Origin of the sequence: Burkholderia sp. NLJ2 (assembly GCF_049487195.1) — a bacterium.
In the GTDB taxonomy this organism is placed as follows: Bacteria; Pseudomonadota; Gammaproteobacteria; order Burkholderiales; family Burkholderiaceae; genus Burkholderia; species Burkholderia pyrrocinia.
This window is the reverse complement of record NZ_CP137810.1, coordinates 1,917,195-1,931,446: the sequence shown is the minus strand read 5'-3', so window position 1 is coordinate 1,931,446 and position 14,252 is coordinate 1,917,195. Positions and strand designations below refer to the sequence as shown.

13 protein-coding genes are annotated in these 14,252 nt (G+C 69.2%); 3 read left to right on the top strand and 10 right to left on the bottom strand.

What is annotated here, in order from left to right:
• Window positions 1-29: 29 nt before the first annotated feature.
• From R9B84_RS31045 to R9B84_RS31000, 10 genes are all read right to left on the bottom strand, one after another.
• Window positions 30-686, bottom strand: a complete 657-nt coding sequence (locus R9B84_RS31045; RefSeq protein WP_423761276.1) for an amino acid ABC transporter permease — start codon at window positions 684-686, stop codon at window positions 30-32.
• Window positions 683-1,447: an amino acid ABC transporter permease gene (locus R9B84_RS31040; RefSeq protein ID WP_423761275.1), complete on the bottom strand. Its 765-nt coding sequence runs from the start codon at window positions 1,445-1,447 to the stop codon at window positions 683-685. The genes R9B84_RS31045 and R9B84_RS31040 overlap by 4 nt, the downstream gene beginning before the upstream one ends.
• 43 nt (window positions 1,448-1,490) lie before the next feature.
• A complete protein-coding gene (locus R9B84_RS31035; protein WP_423761274.1) occupies window positions 1,491-2,312 on the bottom strand; it encodes a transporter substrate-binding domain-containing protein in 822 nt (273 codons plus the stop codon).
• Between the two features lie 40 nt (window positions 2,313-2,352).
• A complete protein-coding gene (locus R9B84_RS31030) occupies window positions 2,353-3,426 on the bottom strand; it encodes an ABC transporter ATP-binding protein (RefSeq protein WP_423761273.1) in 1,074 nt (357 codons plus the stop codon).
• 35 nt (window positions 3,427-3,461) lie between these two features.
• Complete coding sequence (locus tag R9B84_RS31025) at window positions 3,462-4,304, bottom strand: ABC transporter permease (RefSeq protein ID WP_423761272.1); 843 nt, start codon at window positions 4,302-4,304, stop codon at window positions 3,462-3,464.
• Window positions 4,301-5,221 carry an ABC transporter permease gene (locus tag R9B84_RS31020; protein WP_423761271.1) on the bottom strand — a complete coding sequence of 307 codons (921 nt, stop codon included), beginning with the start codon at window positions 5,219-5,221 and terminating at the stop codon, window positions 4,301-4,303. The genes R9B84_RS31025 and R9B84_RS31020 overlap by 4 nt, the downstream gene beginning before the upstream one ends.
• Window positions 5,222-5,225: 4 nt before the next feature.
• Window positions 5,226-6,323, bottom strand: a complete 1,098-nt coding sequence (locus tag R9B84_RS31015; RefSeq protein ID WP_423761270.1) for an ABC transporter substrate-binding protein — start codon at window positions 6,321-6,323, stop codon at window positions 5,226-5,228.
• 150 nt (window positions 6,324-6,473) lie between these two features.
• Window positions 6,474-7,946 carry an aldehyde dehydrogenase family protein gene (locus R9B84_RS31010; RefSeq protein ID WP_423761269.1) on the bottom strand — a complete coding sequence of 491 codons (1,473 nt, stop codon included), beginning with the start codon at window positions 7,944-7,946 and terminating at the stop codon, window positions 6,474-6,476.
• On the bottom strand, window positions 7,943-9,637 hold the full coding sequence (locus R9B84_RS31005) for a 5-guanidino-2-oxopentanoate decarboxylase (protein ID WP_423761268.1): 1,695 nt from the start codon (window positions 9,635-9,637) through the stop codon (window positions 7,943-7,945). Before R9B84_RS31005 ends, R9B84_RS31010 begins: the two co-directional genes overlap by 4 nt.
• A 280-nt stretch (window positions 9,638-9,917) precedes the next feature.
• The gene (locus R9B84_RS31000; RefSeq protein ID WP_423761267.1) at window positions 9,918-10,853 is read right to left on the bottom strand and encodes a LysR family transcriptional regulator; all 936 of its coding nucleotides are present in this window, start codon (window positions 10,851-10,853) and stop codon (window positions 9,918-9,920) included.
• A 128-nt stretch (window positions 10,854-10,981) separates the two neighbouring features.
• Here R9B84_RS31000 and R9B84_RS30995 point away from each other — a divergent pair, with 128 nt between their 5' ends.
• The 3 genes from R9B84_RS30995 to R9B84_RS30985 all read left to right on the top strand — a co-directional run bounded on the left by R9B84_RS30995 (window position 10,982) and on the right by R9B84_RS30985 (window position 14,197).
• Window positions 10,982-11,656 (top strand): glutathione S-transferase family protein, encoded by a 675-nt coding sequence (locus tag R9B84_RS30995; RefSeq protein WP_423761266.1) that lies wholly within the window; start codon window positions 10,982-10,984, stop codon window positions 11,654-11,656.
• Window positions 11,657-11,692: 36 nt separating this feature from the next.
• Window positions 11,693-13,870 carry a pyridoxamine 5'-phosphate oxidase family protein gene (locus tag R9B84_RS30990; protein ID WP_423761265.1) on the top strand — a complete coding sequence of 726 codons (2,178 nt, stop codon included), beginning with the start codon at window positions 11,693-11,695 and terminating at the stop codon, window positions 13,868-13,870.
• A 123-nt stretch (window positions 13,871-13,993) separates the two neighbouring features.
• Window positions 13,994-14,197, top strand: coding sequence for a DUF2970 domain-containing protein (locus tag R9B84_RS30985; protein ID WP_423761264.1), 204 nt, complete (start codon window positions 13,994-13,996; stop codon window positions 14,195-14,197).
• Window positions 14,198-14,252: the final 55 nt, after the last annotated feature.

Genomic DNA, 14,252 nt, shown 5'->3' with positions numbered 1-14,252 from the left:
TGAATCGTAATGAGGCGCGCGGCGCCGGTTCAGCGCGCTTTGGCGACGCGATAGCGTCGCTCGAGCGTGCGCGCGTACCACGTCAACGGGAAGCACATCGCGAAGTAGAGCAGCGCAACCATCGCGTAGATCGGAAACGGCTTGAACACCGCGTTGGTGATGATGTTGCCGGTCTTGGTGAGCTCGGTCAGCCCGATGATCGACGTGAGCGCGGTGCCCTTCACCGCCTGCACGAGAAAGCCGACGGTCGGCGGCAGAGCGATCTTCCATGCTTGCGGCCAGACCGCGTAGCGCAGCTGCTGCGTCCACGTCATGCCGAGACTCGCCGCGGCATTCCACTGGCCGCGCGGCACGGCGTCGACGCAGCCGCGCCAGATGTCGGCCAGGTACGCGCTAGCGTTCAACGTCAGCACGACCGATGCGGCGACCCACGGCGTCACGTCGATGCCGACCAGCGGCAGTCCGAAGAAACCGAGGAACAGCTGCATCAGCAACGGCGTGCCCTGAAACAGCTCGACGTACAGGCTCACGAAACGGCGCAGCGCCGGCACCGGCGAGATGCGCATCGCGAGCAGCACGAACCCGGCGACGCTGCCGCCGACGAACGTGATCAGCGACAGCAGCACGGTCCAGCGTGCGGCCAGCAGCAGGTTCCACGCAATATCCTGGAAGGTGAATTCGATCATCGGGCACGCTCCGTCGGGAGGCCGGTTTCAGGGGAGCGCGCGCGCCACGTAAAGCGGGCGATGCACGAGCGGCGCGGTGCGGCGGCTGCGCCGTGCGGCGCGCGGCCTGCGAACAGCCGGCGGCCGACGCGATTGAGCAGCATGCGCAGCGCGATCGACAGCAGCAGGTAGATCGCAGTCACGACGATGTAGATCTCGAACGCACGGAAATTGCGCGACTGGATGAAATTCGCCGCATAGGTCAGGTCGGGCACCGAGATCTGCGACACGACGGCCGAGCCGAGCATCACGATCAGCACTTGCCCGAGCAGCGCGGGGTACACGTTCGCAAGCGCCTGCGGCAGCACGACGTGGCCGAACACCTGGCGGCCGTGCAGCCCGAGCGCCTGCGCGGCCTGGGCCTGCCCGTGCGGGACCGATTCGATGCCGGCGCGCAGGATCTCGACCGCATAGGCGCCGAGGTTGACCGTCATCGCCAGCACGGCCGCCTGCGCTTCGTCGATATGCACGCCGATACCGGGCAGGCCGAAGAAGATGAAGAACAGCTGGACCAGGAACGGCGTGTTGCGGATCAATTCGACATAGGTCGCGACGAGCGCGCGCGCCCAGCGGGGGCCGGCGAGCGAGATCCATGCGCCGGCCGTGCCGATCAGGCCGCCGAGCACGGTGGAGGCCGCGGTGAGGCCGAGCGTCACGCCGATCCCGCGCGCGAGCATGCCGGCATACAGGCCGAAATCGCTGAAATCGAACACGTAGGTCATCGCGGTGCCTCGGGTCGTGAATGCAGGGCGGGTACGGAGCGCATCACAGGTCGGCCGGCAGCGCCGCATGCAGCCACTTCTGCGACAGCGTGTTCAGCGTGCCGTTCTTTTTCGCGCCGGCGATCGCGTCGTTGACCTTCTGCATCAGGCGCGGCTCGTTCTTGTTCAGGCCGACGTGATCGGGCGAACTGAACAGCGAGAACTTCTGCTCCGGGTCGATCGAAGGATGGCGGGCGATGATCGTCGCACCGACGTCGTTGCCGACCACGAGCAGTTGCGCCTGTCCCGACAGGAAGGCGGCGATTGCACCGTTCGGATCGTCGAAGCGCTTGATCGTCGCGCTCGGCGGCGCGACCTTGCTCACGCTCAAGTCCTCGAGCGTGCCGCGCGCGACCGCGACCGATTTGCCGGCGAGGTCGGCGGTGCCCTTCACGGCGAGCGATTTCGGGCCGAATACCGCGAGATAGTACGGCGCGTACGCGTTCGAGAAGTCGATCACCTTCGCGCGCTCGGGCGTCTGTCCGACCGACAGCAGCATGTCGGTCTTGCGGTCGGCAAGGTAGGCCATCCGGTTGTCGCCGGTGACCTGCACGAGCTCGACCTTCGCGTTGAGCGCCTTGCCGAGCAGGTTGGCCATGTCGATGTCATAGCCTTGCGGCTTCATGTCGGCGCCGATCGAACCGAACGGCGGATAGTCCTCGAACACGCCGATGCGTACGACGCCGGATTTCGCGATCGTGTCGAGTGCGTCGGCATGCGCAAGCGGTGCGAAGGCGGCGAGCCCCGCGCCGGTGCACGCGCAGAGGAGGGCGGTACGGGCGAGCAGGCGCCGCACGAGACGGGTGGCTTGGGTCGATGCGTTCATGGTGAGATCCTTGTCGCTGCGGTGGTGAAAGGGGAGGGTGTCAGGCGCCGCGTGCGGCGATCAGCTTGCAGGCGCGTGCCGGCAGTTCGGCGAATACCGGCATGCCGACGTGCAGGTCGGGCGTTTCGCGCGGCGTCGTTGCGGCCGTCAGCGTGAAGCCGCGACAATCGATCGTCGCTTCGATCGACGCGCCGACGTCGCGCACGAACGTGATCGTGCCGGCAAGCGTATTGGGCGTGGACGACGGCGCCGCGCTCGGGCGAACGCAGACGTCCTCCGGACGGATCAGCAGGCGCACGGCGTCGGCCGCCGGCTGCGTGTCCGGCGCGCACCGGATCGTGAGCCGTTGTCCGCCCGGCAGGACAATCGCATCGTCGCCGTCGCGGGCGACCGGCAGGATGTTGCCGAGGCCGATGAAATCGGCGACGAACTCGTTGACCGGATCGCGGTAGATATCGAGCGGCCGGCCAACCTGCTGAATGCGGCCTTTGTCCATCACGACGATCTCGTCGGCCATCGTCATCGCTTCGCGCTGGTCGTGCGTGACCATGATCGTCGTGATGCCGAGCCGCTGCTGGAGCAGCCGGATCTCGACCTGCATCGCCTCGCGCAGCTTCGCGTCGAGCGCGGAGAGCGGCTCGTCGAGCAGCAGCAGGCGCGGCGACGAAGCGATCGCGCGTGCAATCGCGACGCGCTGGCGTTGCCCGCCGGACAGTTGCGTGACGAGCCGGTCGGCCATGTGCGGCAGCTGGATCAGCTCCAGCAGCTCGGCGACGCGCCGAGCCTGCGCGGCCCTGGCGGTCTTGCGCAGCCGCAGCGGATACGCGATGTTCTGCGCGACCGTCATGTGCGGGAACAGCGCGAGGGACTGGAACACCATGCCGAAATCGCGCCGGTTGGCGGGAACGTGCGTGAGGTCGCGGCCGGCGAACGCGATCGTGCCCGAGGTCGGCGTCTCGAGGCCGGCGATGATCCGCATCAGCGTCGTCTTGCCGCAACCCGACGGGCCGAGAAAGCAGACGAGCTTGCCGTCCGGCACGGACAGGTCGACGTGATCGACGGCATACGCCTGGTGGAAGCGCTTCGTGACGTGCTGGAGGATGAGCTGGGACATGAGGTCTCCTTGAACGGGCGAGGACGGCGCGCGGATCAGAGCGCAACGCCCTTGTCGCCGACGAGTTTTTCGAGCATCCAGATCAGCGCGAAGTCGATCGCGACGGTGAATACCGCGAAACAGAACACGGTCGGGTCGAGCGACGAGACGGTGCGGCTGTAGAGCCACACCGGCAGCGTCATCGTGTCGACGCTGTACAGAAAGAACGTCACCGTGAATTCGTTGGACGACACGATGAACGCGAACAGCATGCCGGCGAGGATGCCCGGCCGCATCAGCGGCAGCACGACATCGACGAGCGCGCGCAGCGGGCTCGCGCCCATCAGGCACGCCGCTTCCTCGAATTCCGGGCCGATCGACGCAACCGATGCCGCGCAGTTCTTCACGGTGAACGGCAGCGTCAGGATCACGTGCGCGACCACCAGCCGCACAAGTCCGAGTTCGGCCGGCAACGCGTTGAACACGAGCAGCAGCGCGAGACCGAGCATCACGAGCGGGTAGACGATCGGCAGCGCGACCAGCTGTTCGACGAGCGCCTTGCCGCGAAAGCGATAACGCGACAGCGCGTAGGCCGCGGGTACCGAGACGGCGGTCGCGATCAGCATCGTTGCGGTCGCTACGACGAGACTCGTCGTCAGCGCGGCGCCCATCGATTGCGCGCTGCCCGCGTCGGCCGACACGAAGGTCTGCCATGCGGCGCGGTACCAGTGCAGGCTGAACTGGCGCGGCGGGAATTCGAGCGTGCCCGACGAGCCGAACGACATCGTGATCATCGTTACGATCGGCAGCGCGGCGAGGCACAGCACGAGCGTCGCGAGCGCGCTGGTCGCGCGCCCGAGGCGGCCGGGCAGCGGCGTGCGCAGCAGGAAGGCATTCATCGGGCGACCTCGTCGTGACGTTGCAGGACGCGCGCGAGGCGCTGGGAAACCGCCATCGCGACGAGCGTCGCGCCCATCAGCACGACGCCGGAAGCGGCGGCGGCAGGCCAGTTGAGCAGGGGCGCGACCTGGTCGTGTACGAGCACCGCGAGCATCGGCACGCGCCGGCCGCCCAGCAGCAGCGGCACCGCGAACGCGCTCGCGTTGTACGCGAACACGAGCAGCGCACCCGATACAAGGCCCGGCATCGCGAGCGGCAGCGTCACGTGCCGCAGCGTCTGCCAGCGCGTCGCACCGAGGGTCGCGGCCGCTTCGTCGTATGCGCGGGACACCGCGCGCAGCGCGCTGGACAGCGGCAGCACGGCGAGCGGGAACGCCGTCTGGATCAGCCCGAGCAGCACACCGTGCTCGCGGTACAGCAGTTGCAACGGCCGTTCGATCAGCCCGGTCGCCAGCAACGCGCGGTTGAGCAGGCCCGCCGGCCCGAGCATGACGAGCCAGCCGTAGCCCTGCAGCAGCAGATTCACGAGCAGCGGCAGCAACACGCCGGCGAGCATCAGCCGGCGGGCGAGCCGCGATTCGGCGCGCGCCATCGCCAGCGCGACCGGGATCGCGAGCAGCACCGCGCACACCATGCTCTGGAACGCGAGGCGCAGCGTGAGCCACAGCGAGTGCGTGAAGTACGGATCGGCGAGATCGGCGTAGTTCTGCAGCGTGAACGTGCGCCATTCGTCGCCCGGCGTACCGACGCTCATCCGCAGCACGGTGAGCGTCGCGGCCGCGAGCACCGCGAGGAAGGCGAGGATCGGCGCCAGCAGCAGCCACGGCGGCACGCCGGGCAGCGGGCTTGCGGCGGCGGAACCGGCGTGGCCGACGGCGGCCGGCCCTGCGTCACGGGAGGTAGACAGCGAAGTCATGTCGTTACGCCGCGAAGAGGCTCGTATAGCGCTTGATCCACGCAGGCTGGACGACCGCGAGCGCCTTGTCGTCGTGCAGGATGGCCTTTTCCGCGATTTGCCGCGGCGATGGCACGAACGCGCGGCTTTCCGCCGGGATCACGGCCTTCGAATTCACCGGCCCGTTCAGCACGTCGGCCGCCATCCGGCCCTGCACACCCGCATCGAGCGAGTGGTTGATGAATGCGTGGATCAGGTCGAGGTCGCCCGGGTGCGCTTTCGGGATCACGGTGAACATCAACTGCGTCGCGAAGCCTTCCTTCATCCCGTACGTGACGCCCATCTTGTATTCGGGCTTGCGGATCTGGTCCGGGAAGAACGCGGGCGAATAGATGCCGCCGATGTCGAGCGAGCCGGTGCGGAACAGGTCGGCGACCTGGTTCGGGTTTTCGCCGAGCGTCATCACGCGGTCCTTGAGCTCCGCGAGCTTGCGGAAGCCCGGCTCGATGTTCTGCTGGGAACCGCCGGCCAGCTTCGCGGCGACGATCGCGAGATCGACTGCCTCGGCCCATTCCGGCGGCGGCAGGAACAGGCGACCTGCGTATTTCGGATCCCAAAGTGCTTCGTAGCTCGACGGCGCGCTCTTCACGGTCGACGTGTTGTAGATCAGCCCGTCCGACCACAGCAGGTAGCCGATGCCGAAGCCGTTCGCGCCCGTGCGGTACGGCGGCGCGACGTCCTTCAGGTTCGGCAGCCGGTTCAGGTCCGGCTTCGCGAGCAAGCCCGCGTCGGCGAGGCCGGCCGCGCCGACGCCGGCCAGCGTGATCACGTCGTAGGTCGGCCGCTCGCCGGCGGCCTTGACCTTGGCGACCATGCCCGAGGTGCCGTCCGCGCGGTCGGCGATCACGCGGGCGCCGGTTTGCTTGCTGAAGGTTTCCGCGATGTTGCGCAGCGCGGCCGCGCCCGTATCGTCAGACCACGTGAGCAGGCGCAGCGTCTTGCCTGCGAATCTGCTCGACTGAGCCTTCGCAGTACTGATGAACGGCATCGGAAGGGCGGATGCAGCGAGTGCCGTGCCGAGGGTTTTGATCACCTGCCTTCTGCCCGCCTTGAAATGTTGCATGGCCGTCTCCTGATGAACGATGCCGTGTGGTTCGATGCCGGTCGCCGAACGGCGGCGCGGGGTGTGGATGAACTGTAGGGAGGTCAAATTTCCGCAACAAACGAAATATCCGCATGCGCGGCATGACATAAACGCATGGGCCGGCCGGTCTCAGCGGGCCGGCATCATCACCTGCTTGATCTCCTGGAACGCGGCCAGCCCGAACGGGCCGAGCTCGCGTCCGACGCTGCTGCGCTTGTAGCCGCCCCATGAGGTTTGCGGATAGATCAGTTGTGGCGTATTGATCCAGACGACGCCCGCCTCGAGCGCGTCGGCGACCCGTTTGCCGCGTGCGGCGTCGCGCGTGACGACGGTCGCGACGAGCCCGTATTCGGTATCGTTGGCGGCCGCGATCGCGTCGTCTTCGGTGTCGAACGCGCGCACGCACAGCACCGGCCCGAAGATTTCCTCGCGCCATAGCGTGCTGTCGGCCGGCACGTCGGCGAACAGCGCGGGCCGGATGAAGTAACCGGGGCCCGCGAGTACGTCGCCGCCCGTCACGAGCCGCGCGCCGTCGACCTTGCCTTGCTCGATATGACGCTTTACGCGTTCGTATTGCGTGCGGTTCGTCAGCGGCCCCATCTGCACGCCGGCGGCGAACGGCGGGCCGACGACGGTCGCGTCGATCCGCCGCGCGAGGCGCGCGATCAGGTCGTCGGCGAGCGACGCGGCGACGAGCACACGCGAGGTCGCCGAACACATCTGCCCGGCGTTGAACAGGCCGCCGCCCGCGATCAGCTCGACCGCGTGATCGGGGTCGGCGTCGTCGAACACGACGATCGACGACTTGCCGCCGAGTTCGAGGCCGACGCCCTTGATCGTGTCCGCCGCTGTTTTCATGACCTGCGCGCCCACCGCCGTGCTGCCGGTAAACGACACTTTCGCGACGAGCGGATGCGCGCACAGCCGGGCGCCGACGTCGTGGCCGGTGCCCGTCACGACGTTCAGCACGCCGGGCGGCAGGCCCGCTTCGGCGGCGATCGCGGCGAGTTCGAGTTCGGGCAGCGGCGTGATCTCGGAAGGCTTCAGCACGACGGTGCAGCCGGCCGCGAGCGCGGGTGCGAGCTTCCAGGCGGTCGTTACCATCGGGAAATTCCACGGCACGATCAGCGCGGCGACGCCGGCCGGTTCGCGCCGGATCCATGCGCGGTGGTCGTCGCCGGGCAGCGCGACCTCGGTGTCGCCGTCCGTGTCGAGGCGTTCCGCGAGGCCCGCGTAGTAGTCGAACGTGGCGATCACGTCGGCGACGTCGATCTCGGCCTCGGCGAACGGCTTGCCGTTGTTGAGCGACTGCAGCGTCGCGAGCCGCGTGCGGCGTGCGTCGACGCCGCGCGCGATCGCGCGGAGCAGGGCCGCACGCGCGGCGCCCGTCGTGCGTTTCCAGCCCGGAAACGCGCGGGCCGCGGCCCGGACGGCGCGCTCGACGTCCGCGCTGCCGCCGGCATCCACATGCACGATGACCGTTTCCGTCGATGGATCGACGACGGGCAGCGTCGCGCCGTCGATGCCGGGGCCCCACGCGCCGTCGATGAAGAGGCCGGTATGCAACGGCGGATCGAAGCGAAGCTCGGCAGCCCGGCTCATCGCTGCACCTGGCTGAACCATTTCGTTTCGTCGATCTCGATCACGGTCGGGATTGCGCGCGCCGCCGCGTCGTGCAGCGCGCGGGTCAGCGCGTCGGGCGTCGCGGCCGCGTGCGCCGCACAGCCGAAGCCGCGCGCGAGCGCCAGGAAGTCGGGCGTGTACGGATCGACGCCGATCGGCGTGATGTCGCGCGCGACCATGTATTTGCGGATCTCGCCGTAACCGCGGTTGTTCCAGACGATCACGATCACCGGCAGGCGGGCCTCGACCGCGCTCGCGAGCTCCGGCAACGTGAACTGCAGGCCGCCATCGCCGATCAGGCAGACGACCGGGCGCGCGGGCGCGGCGAGTTTCGCGCCGATCGCGGCGGGCAGCCCGTAGCCGAGCGTGCCGTAGCCGGTCGACGAGTTGAACCAGCTGCGCGGCGCCGGCGCGTCGTGGGTGAAGTTGCCGACGTAGACGGGGCTCGTCGAGTCGCCCGCGACGATCGCGCCGGGCAGCGCCTCGACGATCGTGTCGATCAGCAGTGCTTGCGTGCGCGCGTGGCCGTCGTGGCCGGACGCGATTGCGGCGCGCACGGCGGCCACGCGCATCGCGCCCCAACCGGCCGCGGGTGTCGGCGCCGGCTTTTCGTGCAGGCGGGTCGACAGCGCGCCGAGCGCCAGCCGCGAATCGCCGGCGATGGCGATTTCCGCACGGGCATTGCGCATCAGCTGTTGCGCATCGATGTCGATGCGGATCAGCCGGCCGTCGATCGCGAAGCCGCCATCGAACGTGACGTCGTAATCCGTTTCGCCGAGTTCGGTGCCGACGGCGAGCACCACGTCGGCGTCGCGGATCGCCGCGCGGGTGGCCGGCAGCGACTGCGTGGAGCCGATCAGCAACGGATGGCCGGCCGGCAGCAAGCCCTTCGCGTTGATCGTCAGTGCGACCGGTGCGTGCAGGCGCTCGGCGAGTTCGCGCAGTTCGGCCGCCGCGTGGACGGCGCCGCCGCCTGCCAGGATCAGCGGCCGGCGCGCGTGCGCGAGCAGGTCCGCGGCCGTTGCGAGCGCATTTGCGTCGGGCGCGGGTTTCGCGGGCAGGGCAACCGGGGCGTCGGGCATCGCGCCAGCCGGCATGACGATCACGTCGAGCGGAATCTCGATGTGCACGGGCCGCGGCCGCGCGCTTTCGAAGACCGCGAATGCGCGCGCGAGGACCTGCGGCAGGTCGGCCGCGTCGAGCAGCGTATGCGAGAACGCGGTGAGCCCCGCGAACACGTCGCGCTGCGACGGCAACTCGTGCAGGCGGCCGTCGCCGCTGCCGAGCTCGCGCCGCGCGTTGACGCTCGAGATCACCAGCATCGGGATCGAATCCGCGTAGGCCTGTGCCATCGCGGTCGCGATATTGGTCATCCCCGGCCCGGTGATGATGAAGCAGACGCCCGGTCGGCCCGTGACGCGTGCATAGCCGTCGGCCATGAAGCCGGCCCCCTGTTCGTGGCGCGGCGTCACATGGCGGATCGACGACGCGGCGAGACCGCGGTAGAGCTCGACGGTATGCACGCCGGGAATGCCGAACACGCATTCGACGCCATAGCGTTCGAGCAGGTCGACGAGCGCTTCGCCGCAGGTGCGGGGGCGGCCATGGAACGATGCCGGTGCGGCCGTGCGGGCCTCGGCGATGCAGGAGAGGGGGGCTGGGTGGTTCATGGATCGTGATGTGCCGGTTGGGAGGGGGGAGTGGCCCGTACCGCAAACGAGGGGGCATGAAGCGGATTGTCGGCGTCGATCCGGGTCGCCAACAATCGATTAGTTCTCATGCGGCGCATGAGCGACGTGCATGGCGACGCCTGCTCATGGGGCGTCGCGATTCGTCGGTGGAATGCATGGGCCGGCAACGGCGATTCGGTCGCCGCTCAGGACACGGTGCGAACCCCGGTGCGGCCGGCAACCGGCGAAGCGCGGCAGCCGCAACGGACTTCGGCTTGCGTCAACGCTCGCGCTTCCCCTTTCGTACCGGTCGCGTGTCTCCGATCCTCGCTTTCATCGCATCGATGAACGCCCGCACCTTCGGCGACGGCAACCGCGTCGACGGATACACCGCATGGATCCCGGCCGGCGCCGAACGCCATGCGGGCAGCAGCCGCACGAGCCGGCCGTCCGCGATGTCGTCGGCGGTCGAGAAATCCGTCAGCAAGCCGAATGTGCCGCCGGCCAGCACGATCGCGCGGCAGGCGGTCGCGGTGTTCGACACGAAATCCGGCACGCAGCGCACCGATGCCTTGCCGCCGCGCGCGCTTTCAAGCTCGAGCGTGTGCGGGCGCGACAGCGTCGACAGCATCACGAACGGCAGCGCGGCGAGCGCGTCCGTATCGCGCGGCAGCCCGTGGCGCGCGACGAATGCGGGGCTCGCCACCAGCCATTTCTCGTACGTGCCGAGCTGCACCGCGCGATAGTTCGAATCGGCGAGGCGGCCGATGCGGATCGCGACGTCGAGGTTGTCCGCGACAAGATCGACGACGCGGTCGTTCGCGACGAGCTCGACGTCGAGCCCCGGATGCAAGTCGCGCAGCGCGACGACGGCCGGTGCGACGACCTGTGCGCCGTAGTCGATCGGCACGCTCACGCGCAGCGTGCCGCGCAGCGGCCCCGTATCGGACGACACCGCATCGAGTGCGGTTTCGGTGGCGCGCACGATGTCGCGGCACGCGTCGTAGAACGTACGCCCCGCGTCGGTCACGCTCAGCCGCCGCGTCGTGCGCACCAGCAGGTTCGCGCCGACCTCGGATTCGAGGCGCTGCATGTGCGTGCTGACGACCGTCTTCGCGAGGCCGAGCCGCTCGGCCGCGGCCGTCAGCGAGCCGGCATCGACCACCGCGACGAAGATCGCCAGCCGGTTCAGGTTCACGTCGCGCAGATCTGCCATCGTCGATTGTCCTATGGGAGCGGATAATGTTTCAGCGATTATCCGTCTTCTGGCCGCGAACGGCGAGCGCTACGCTTGGGGCTGTTCGTCGCCGACTCCCGGCGACGTGAGATTCCGGAGTGTTTTCCATGTCCGTTGTCAGCAAGCCCGTCGCCGATGAGCCCGTCGCCGGTAAGCCCGTCGCCCCGATTCGCGTCTATTCGTTCCTGCTGTCCGGGCATGCGCATCGCGTCCGGTTGTTCCTGTCGCTGCTCGCCTTGCCGTCCGAAACCATCGACATCGACCTCGCAGCCGGCGCGCAGCGCGAACCGGCGTTCCTCGCGCTCAATCCGCTCGGGCAGGTGCCTGTGATCGACGACGGCGGCACCGTGATCGCCGATTCGAACGCGATCCTCGTGTATCTCGCGAAGCGCTACGGCGACGCGCACTGGCTGCCCGACGACCCGGCCGGCGCGGCGGCCGTGCAGCGCTGGCTGTCGTATGCGGCCGGCCCGATCGCATCGGGGCCTGCCGCGGCACGGCTCGTGACCGTGTTCGGCGCGCCGCTCGACCAGGAAGCGGCCAAGCGCACGGCCGCGAAGCTGCTCGACGTGATCGACCGCGAACTGGCCGGCAAGCCGTTTGCGGCGGGTTCACAACCGACGATCGCGGACGTCGCCGCATACACGTACATCGCGCACGCGCCGGAAGGCGGCGTGTCGCTCGAACCGTATCCGCATGTGCGCGCATGGCTGGCACGTGTCGAGGCGCTGCCGGGTTTCGTCGGCATGCCGACGACGCGCGCGGGCCTGCTCGCCGCGTAACGCCAACCGAAGCCGCGCCTGTTCAGGGAGAACGCGATGAACGCCCCGACCGCCGTCGTACCGGGCTGGGAACTCGACGCCGCGCCGTTTCACGCGGGCGAACTCGCCGTGCAGCAGCGCGCGGGCGTGACGGAGGCCGCGGGCGCGGCCGGCCGGCGCGGGATCCGGCGCTTCATGCCGGACCAGCACCGGACGTTTTTCGCGCAACTGCCGTTCTTCGTGCTCGGCGGCGTCGATGCGCACGGCCAGCCGTGGGCGACGCTGCGGGCCGGCGCACCGGGGTTCGTCACGTCGCCGGATGCGCGCACGCTGCGCATCGCGGCGCCCGCGCTGCCGGGCGATCCGCTGGCCGGCGCGTGGCGGCCGGGTGCGCCGCTCGGCGGGCTCGGGATCGAGTTCGATACGCGGCGGCGCAATCGCGTCAACGGCGTCGTGCACGCGGTCGACGGCGATGCGCTGACGATCGCGGTCGAGCAGAGCTTCGGCAACTGCGCGAAGTACATCCAGGGCCGCAAGCCGTCGTTCGTCGCGCGCGACGGCGATGCGCAGGTCGAGCCCGACGTGTCGGACCGGCTGGGCGACGCGGATCGCGCGCTGCTCGCGCAGGCCGATACGTTCTTCGTCGCGAGCGCGAATACGTCGGCGGACGCGGGCGCCGCGCGCGGCGCGGACGTGTCGCATCGCGGCGGGATGCCGGGCTTCGTGCGTGTCGATGATGCGCACACGCTGACGACGCCGGATTTCAGCGGCAACCGTTTCTTCAACACGCTCGGCAACCTGCAGCAGGATCCGCGCGCGGGGCTGCTGTTCGTCGATTTCGACAGCGGCGACCTGCTGTACGTCGCCGCGCGTGCGGAGATCGTGTGGGACGGGCCGCTCGTCGCGTCGTTCGACGGCGCGCAGCGTGTCGTGCGCTTCCATGTGCGGGAAGTGCGGCGCGTGCGCGCGGTGCTGCCGTTCCGGTGGTCGGCGGTCGAGCGCGCGCCGCAGTTCGCGGCGATGGTTGCTGCTGCTGGCGGTGGAGCGGCGACGGCGGCGGTCGCGCTGGTGCAGTCCGCGTCGGCACCCGCATCGGCGTCGGCACCCGCATCGGCATCGGCGTCGGCACCCGCATCGGCATCGGCATCGGCGTCGGCATCGACACCCGCATCGGCATCGGCACCGGCACCGGCATCGGCATCGATACCAACATGGCTATCGCTGCGCATCGCGAAGATCGTCGACGAAGCGCGCTCGATCCGCTCGTTCCATTTCGAACCGGTGGACGGCGGCGCGTTGCCCGCATACGAAGCCGGGCAGCATTTGACGCTGCGTGTTGCATTGCCGGGCAGCGATGCGCCGTCGATTCGCAGCTATACGCTTTCCGATGCGCCGGGCGGTGCGCATTACCGGATCACGGTGAAGCGCGAAGGGCGCGTTTCGGCGTGGCTGCACGATCACGCGCAGGCGGGCATGACGTTCGACGCGCAGATGCCGCGCGGCCGTTTCACGTTCGATCTCGCGAGCCCGCGACCGGCCGTGCTCGTATCGGCCGGCATCGGCATCACGCCGATGATCGCGATGCTGCGCCGCGCGCTGGCCGACGCCGCGCCGTCGCGCCGCATGGTGTTCGTGCACGGCGCACGCGAAGCGGCCGACCGGCCGTTCGCGGCGGAACTGGCGCGCATCGCGGCCGCCGATGCGCGGCTGTCGCTCCACTGGTTCGACAGCCGTCCGCACGGCGACACGGTAGCGCGGGCCGGCCGCATCGACATCGCGCAACTGAAGCGAATCCTGCCGTTCGACGACTACGACTTCTACCTGTGCGGGCCGTCGGCGTTCATGCGCGAGCTGTACGACGGGCTGCGCGCGCTGAACGTGCCGGACGAACGTATCCGCTTCGAGGCGTTCGGGCCGTCCACTGTGGCGCGCAGCGCGGCCCGCGCGGCAGGCACGCCGGCGGCGGCGAGCATGCCCGTCGTGTTCCGGCGCACCGGGCGCGAAACCGCATGGACGCCCGCCGACGGCACGTTGCTCGAATTCGCGGAAGGGCAGCGCGTCGCCGTACCGTCCGAATGCCGCTCCGGTTCGTGCGGCACGTGCGCGACGCGCGTGCTGTCCGGCGCGGTCGACTACGAGCAAACGCCCGATGCGGCGGTCGAACCCGGCTGCGCGCTGCTGTGCGTTGCGCGGCCGGCGCAAGGCGCCACGGAACCGCTCGTGCTCGACCGCTGACAGCACCTGCGACATGCCGCCGCAGAGGGCCTGCTGCGCGAAAAGCACACGCAACTGCTTCTTTTTTCGGATGCCGGTCGGATCGACGATAGCGTCAACCGATTCGATGAAAGGAGCGCAATCATGAAACTGCTCGGCATGATCAAGCTGGTCCTGTGGAGTTTCTTCGGCGTGCGCAACAGCAAGGCGCACGCGAACGATCTCGCGAACGTCAACTTCACGCTGCTGCCGTTCGTGGCGATCATCCTCGCCGTGCTGGTCGGGGCCGTGATCTACGGCGTCGTGCATCTGGTCGTCGATCCGACCGTGACGATGCAGGGGTTCTGAGCGGCGCATGAACCGCGAGCGGGCTATCGCGCCCGCTCCGGTTTCCGCCCGCGTG

What these genes read in the sequence shown, in the direction of transcription:
- R9B84_RS31035 (WP_423761274.1), bottom strand. Translation starts at nt 2,312, where the DNA reads ATGAACGCATCGACCCAAGCCACCCGTCTCGTGCGGCGCCTGCTCGCC.
- R9B84_RS31025 (WP_423761272.1), bottom strand. Translation starts at nt 4,304, where the DNA reads ATGAATGCCTTCCTGCTGCGCACGCCGCTGCCCGGCCGCCTCGGGCGC.
- R9B84_RS31010 (WP_423761269.1), bottom strand. Translation starts at nt 7,946, where the DNA reads ATGAGCCGGGCTGCCGAGCTTCGCTTCGATCCGCCGTTGCATACCGGC.
- R9B84_RS31000 (WP_423761267.1), bottom strand. Translation starts at nt 10,853, where the DNA reads ATGGCAGATCTGCGCGACGTGAACCTGAACCGGCTGGCGATCTTCGTC.
- R9B84_RS31015 (WP_423761270.1), bottom strand. Translation starts at nt 6,323, where the DNA reads ATGCAACATTTCAAGGCGGGCAGAAGGCAGGTGATCAAAACCCTCGGC.
- R9B84_RS31020 (WP_423761271.1), bottom strand. Translation starts at nt 5,221, where the DNA reads ATGACTTCGCTGTCTACCTCCCGTGACGCAGGGCCGGCCGCCGTCGGC.
- R9B84_RS30985 (WP_423761264.1), top strand. Translation starts at nt 13,994, where the DNA reads ATGAAACTGCTCGGCATGATCAAGCTGGTCCTGTGGAGTTTCTTCGGC.
- R9B84_RS30990 (WP_423761265.1), top strand. Translation starts at nt 11,693, where the DNA reads ATGAACGCCCCGACCGCCGTCGTACCGGGCTGGGAACTCGACGCCGCG.
- R9B84_RS31040 (WP_423761275.1), bottom strand. Translation starts at nt 1,447, where the DNA reads ATGACCTACGTGTTCGATTTCAGCGATTTCGGCCTGTATGCCGGCATG.
- R9B84_RS31045 (WP_423761276.1), bottom strand. Translation starts at nt 686, where the DNA reads ATGATCGAATTCACCTTCCAGGATATTGCGTGGAACCTGCTGCTGGCC.
- R9B84_RS31030 (WP_423761273.1), bottom strand. Translation starts at nt 3,426, where the DNA reads ATGTCCCAGCTCATCCTCCAGCACGTCACGAAGCGCTTCCACCAGGCG.
- R9B84_RS30995 (WP_423761266.1), top strand. Translation starts at nt 10,982, where the DNA reads ATGTCCGTTGTCAGCAAGCCCGTCGCCGATGAGCCCGTCGCCGGTAAG.
- R9B84_RS31005 (WP_423761268.1), bottom strand. Translation starts at nt 9,637, where the DNA reads ATGAACCACCCAGCCCCCCTCTCCTGCATCGCCGAGGCCCGCACGGCC.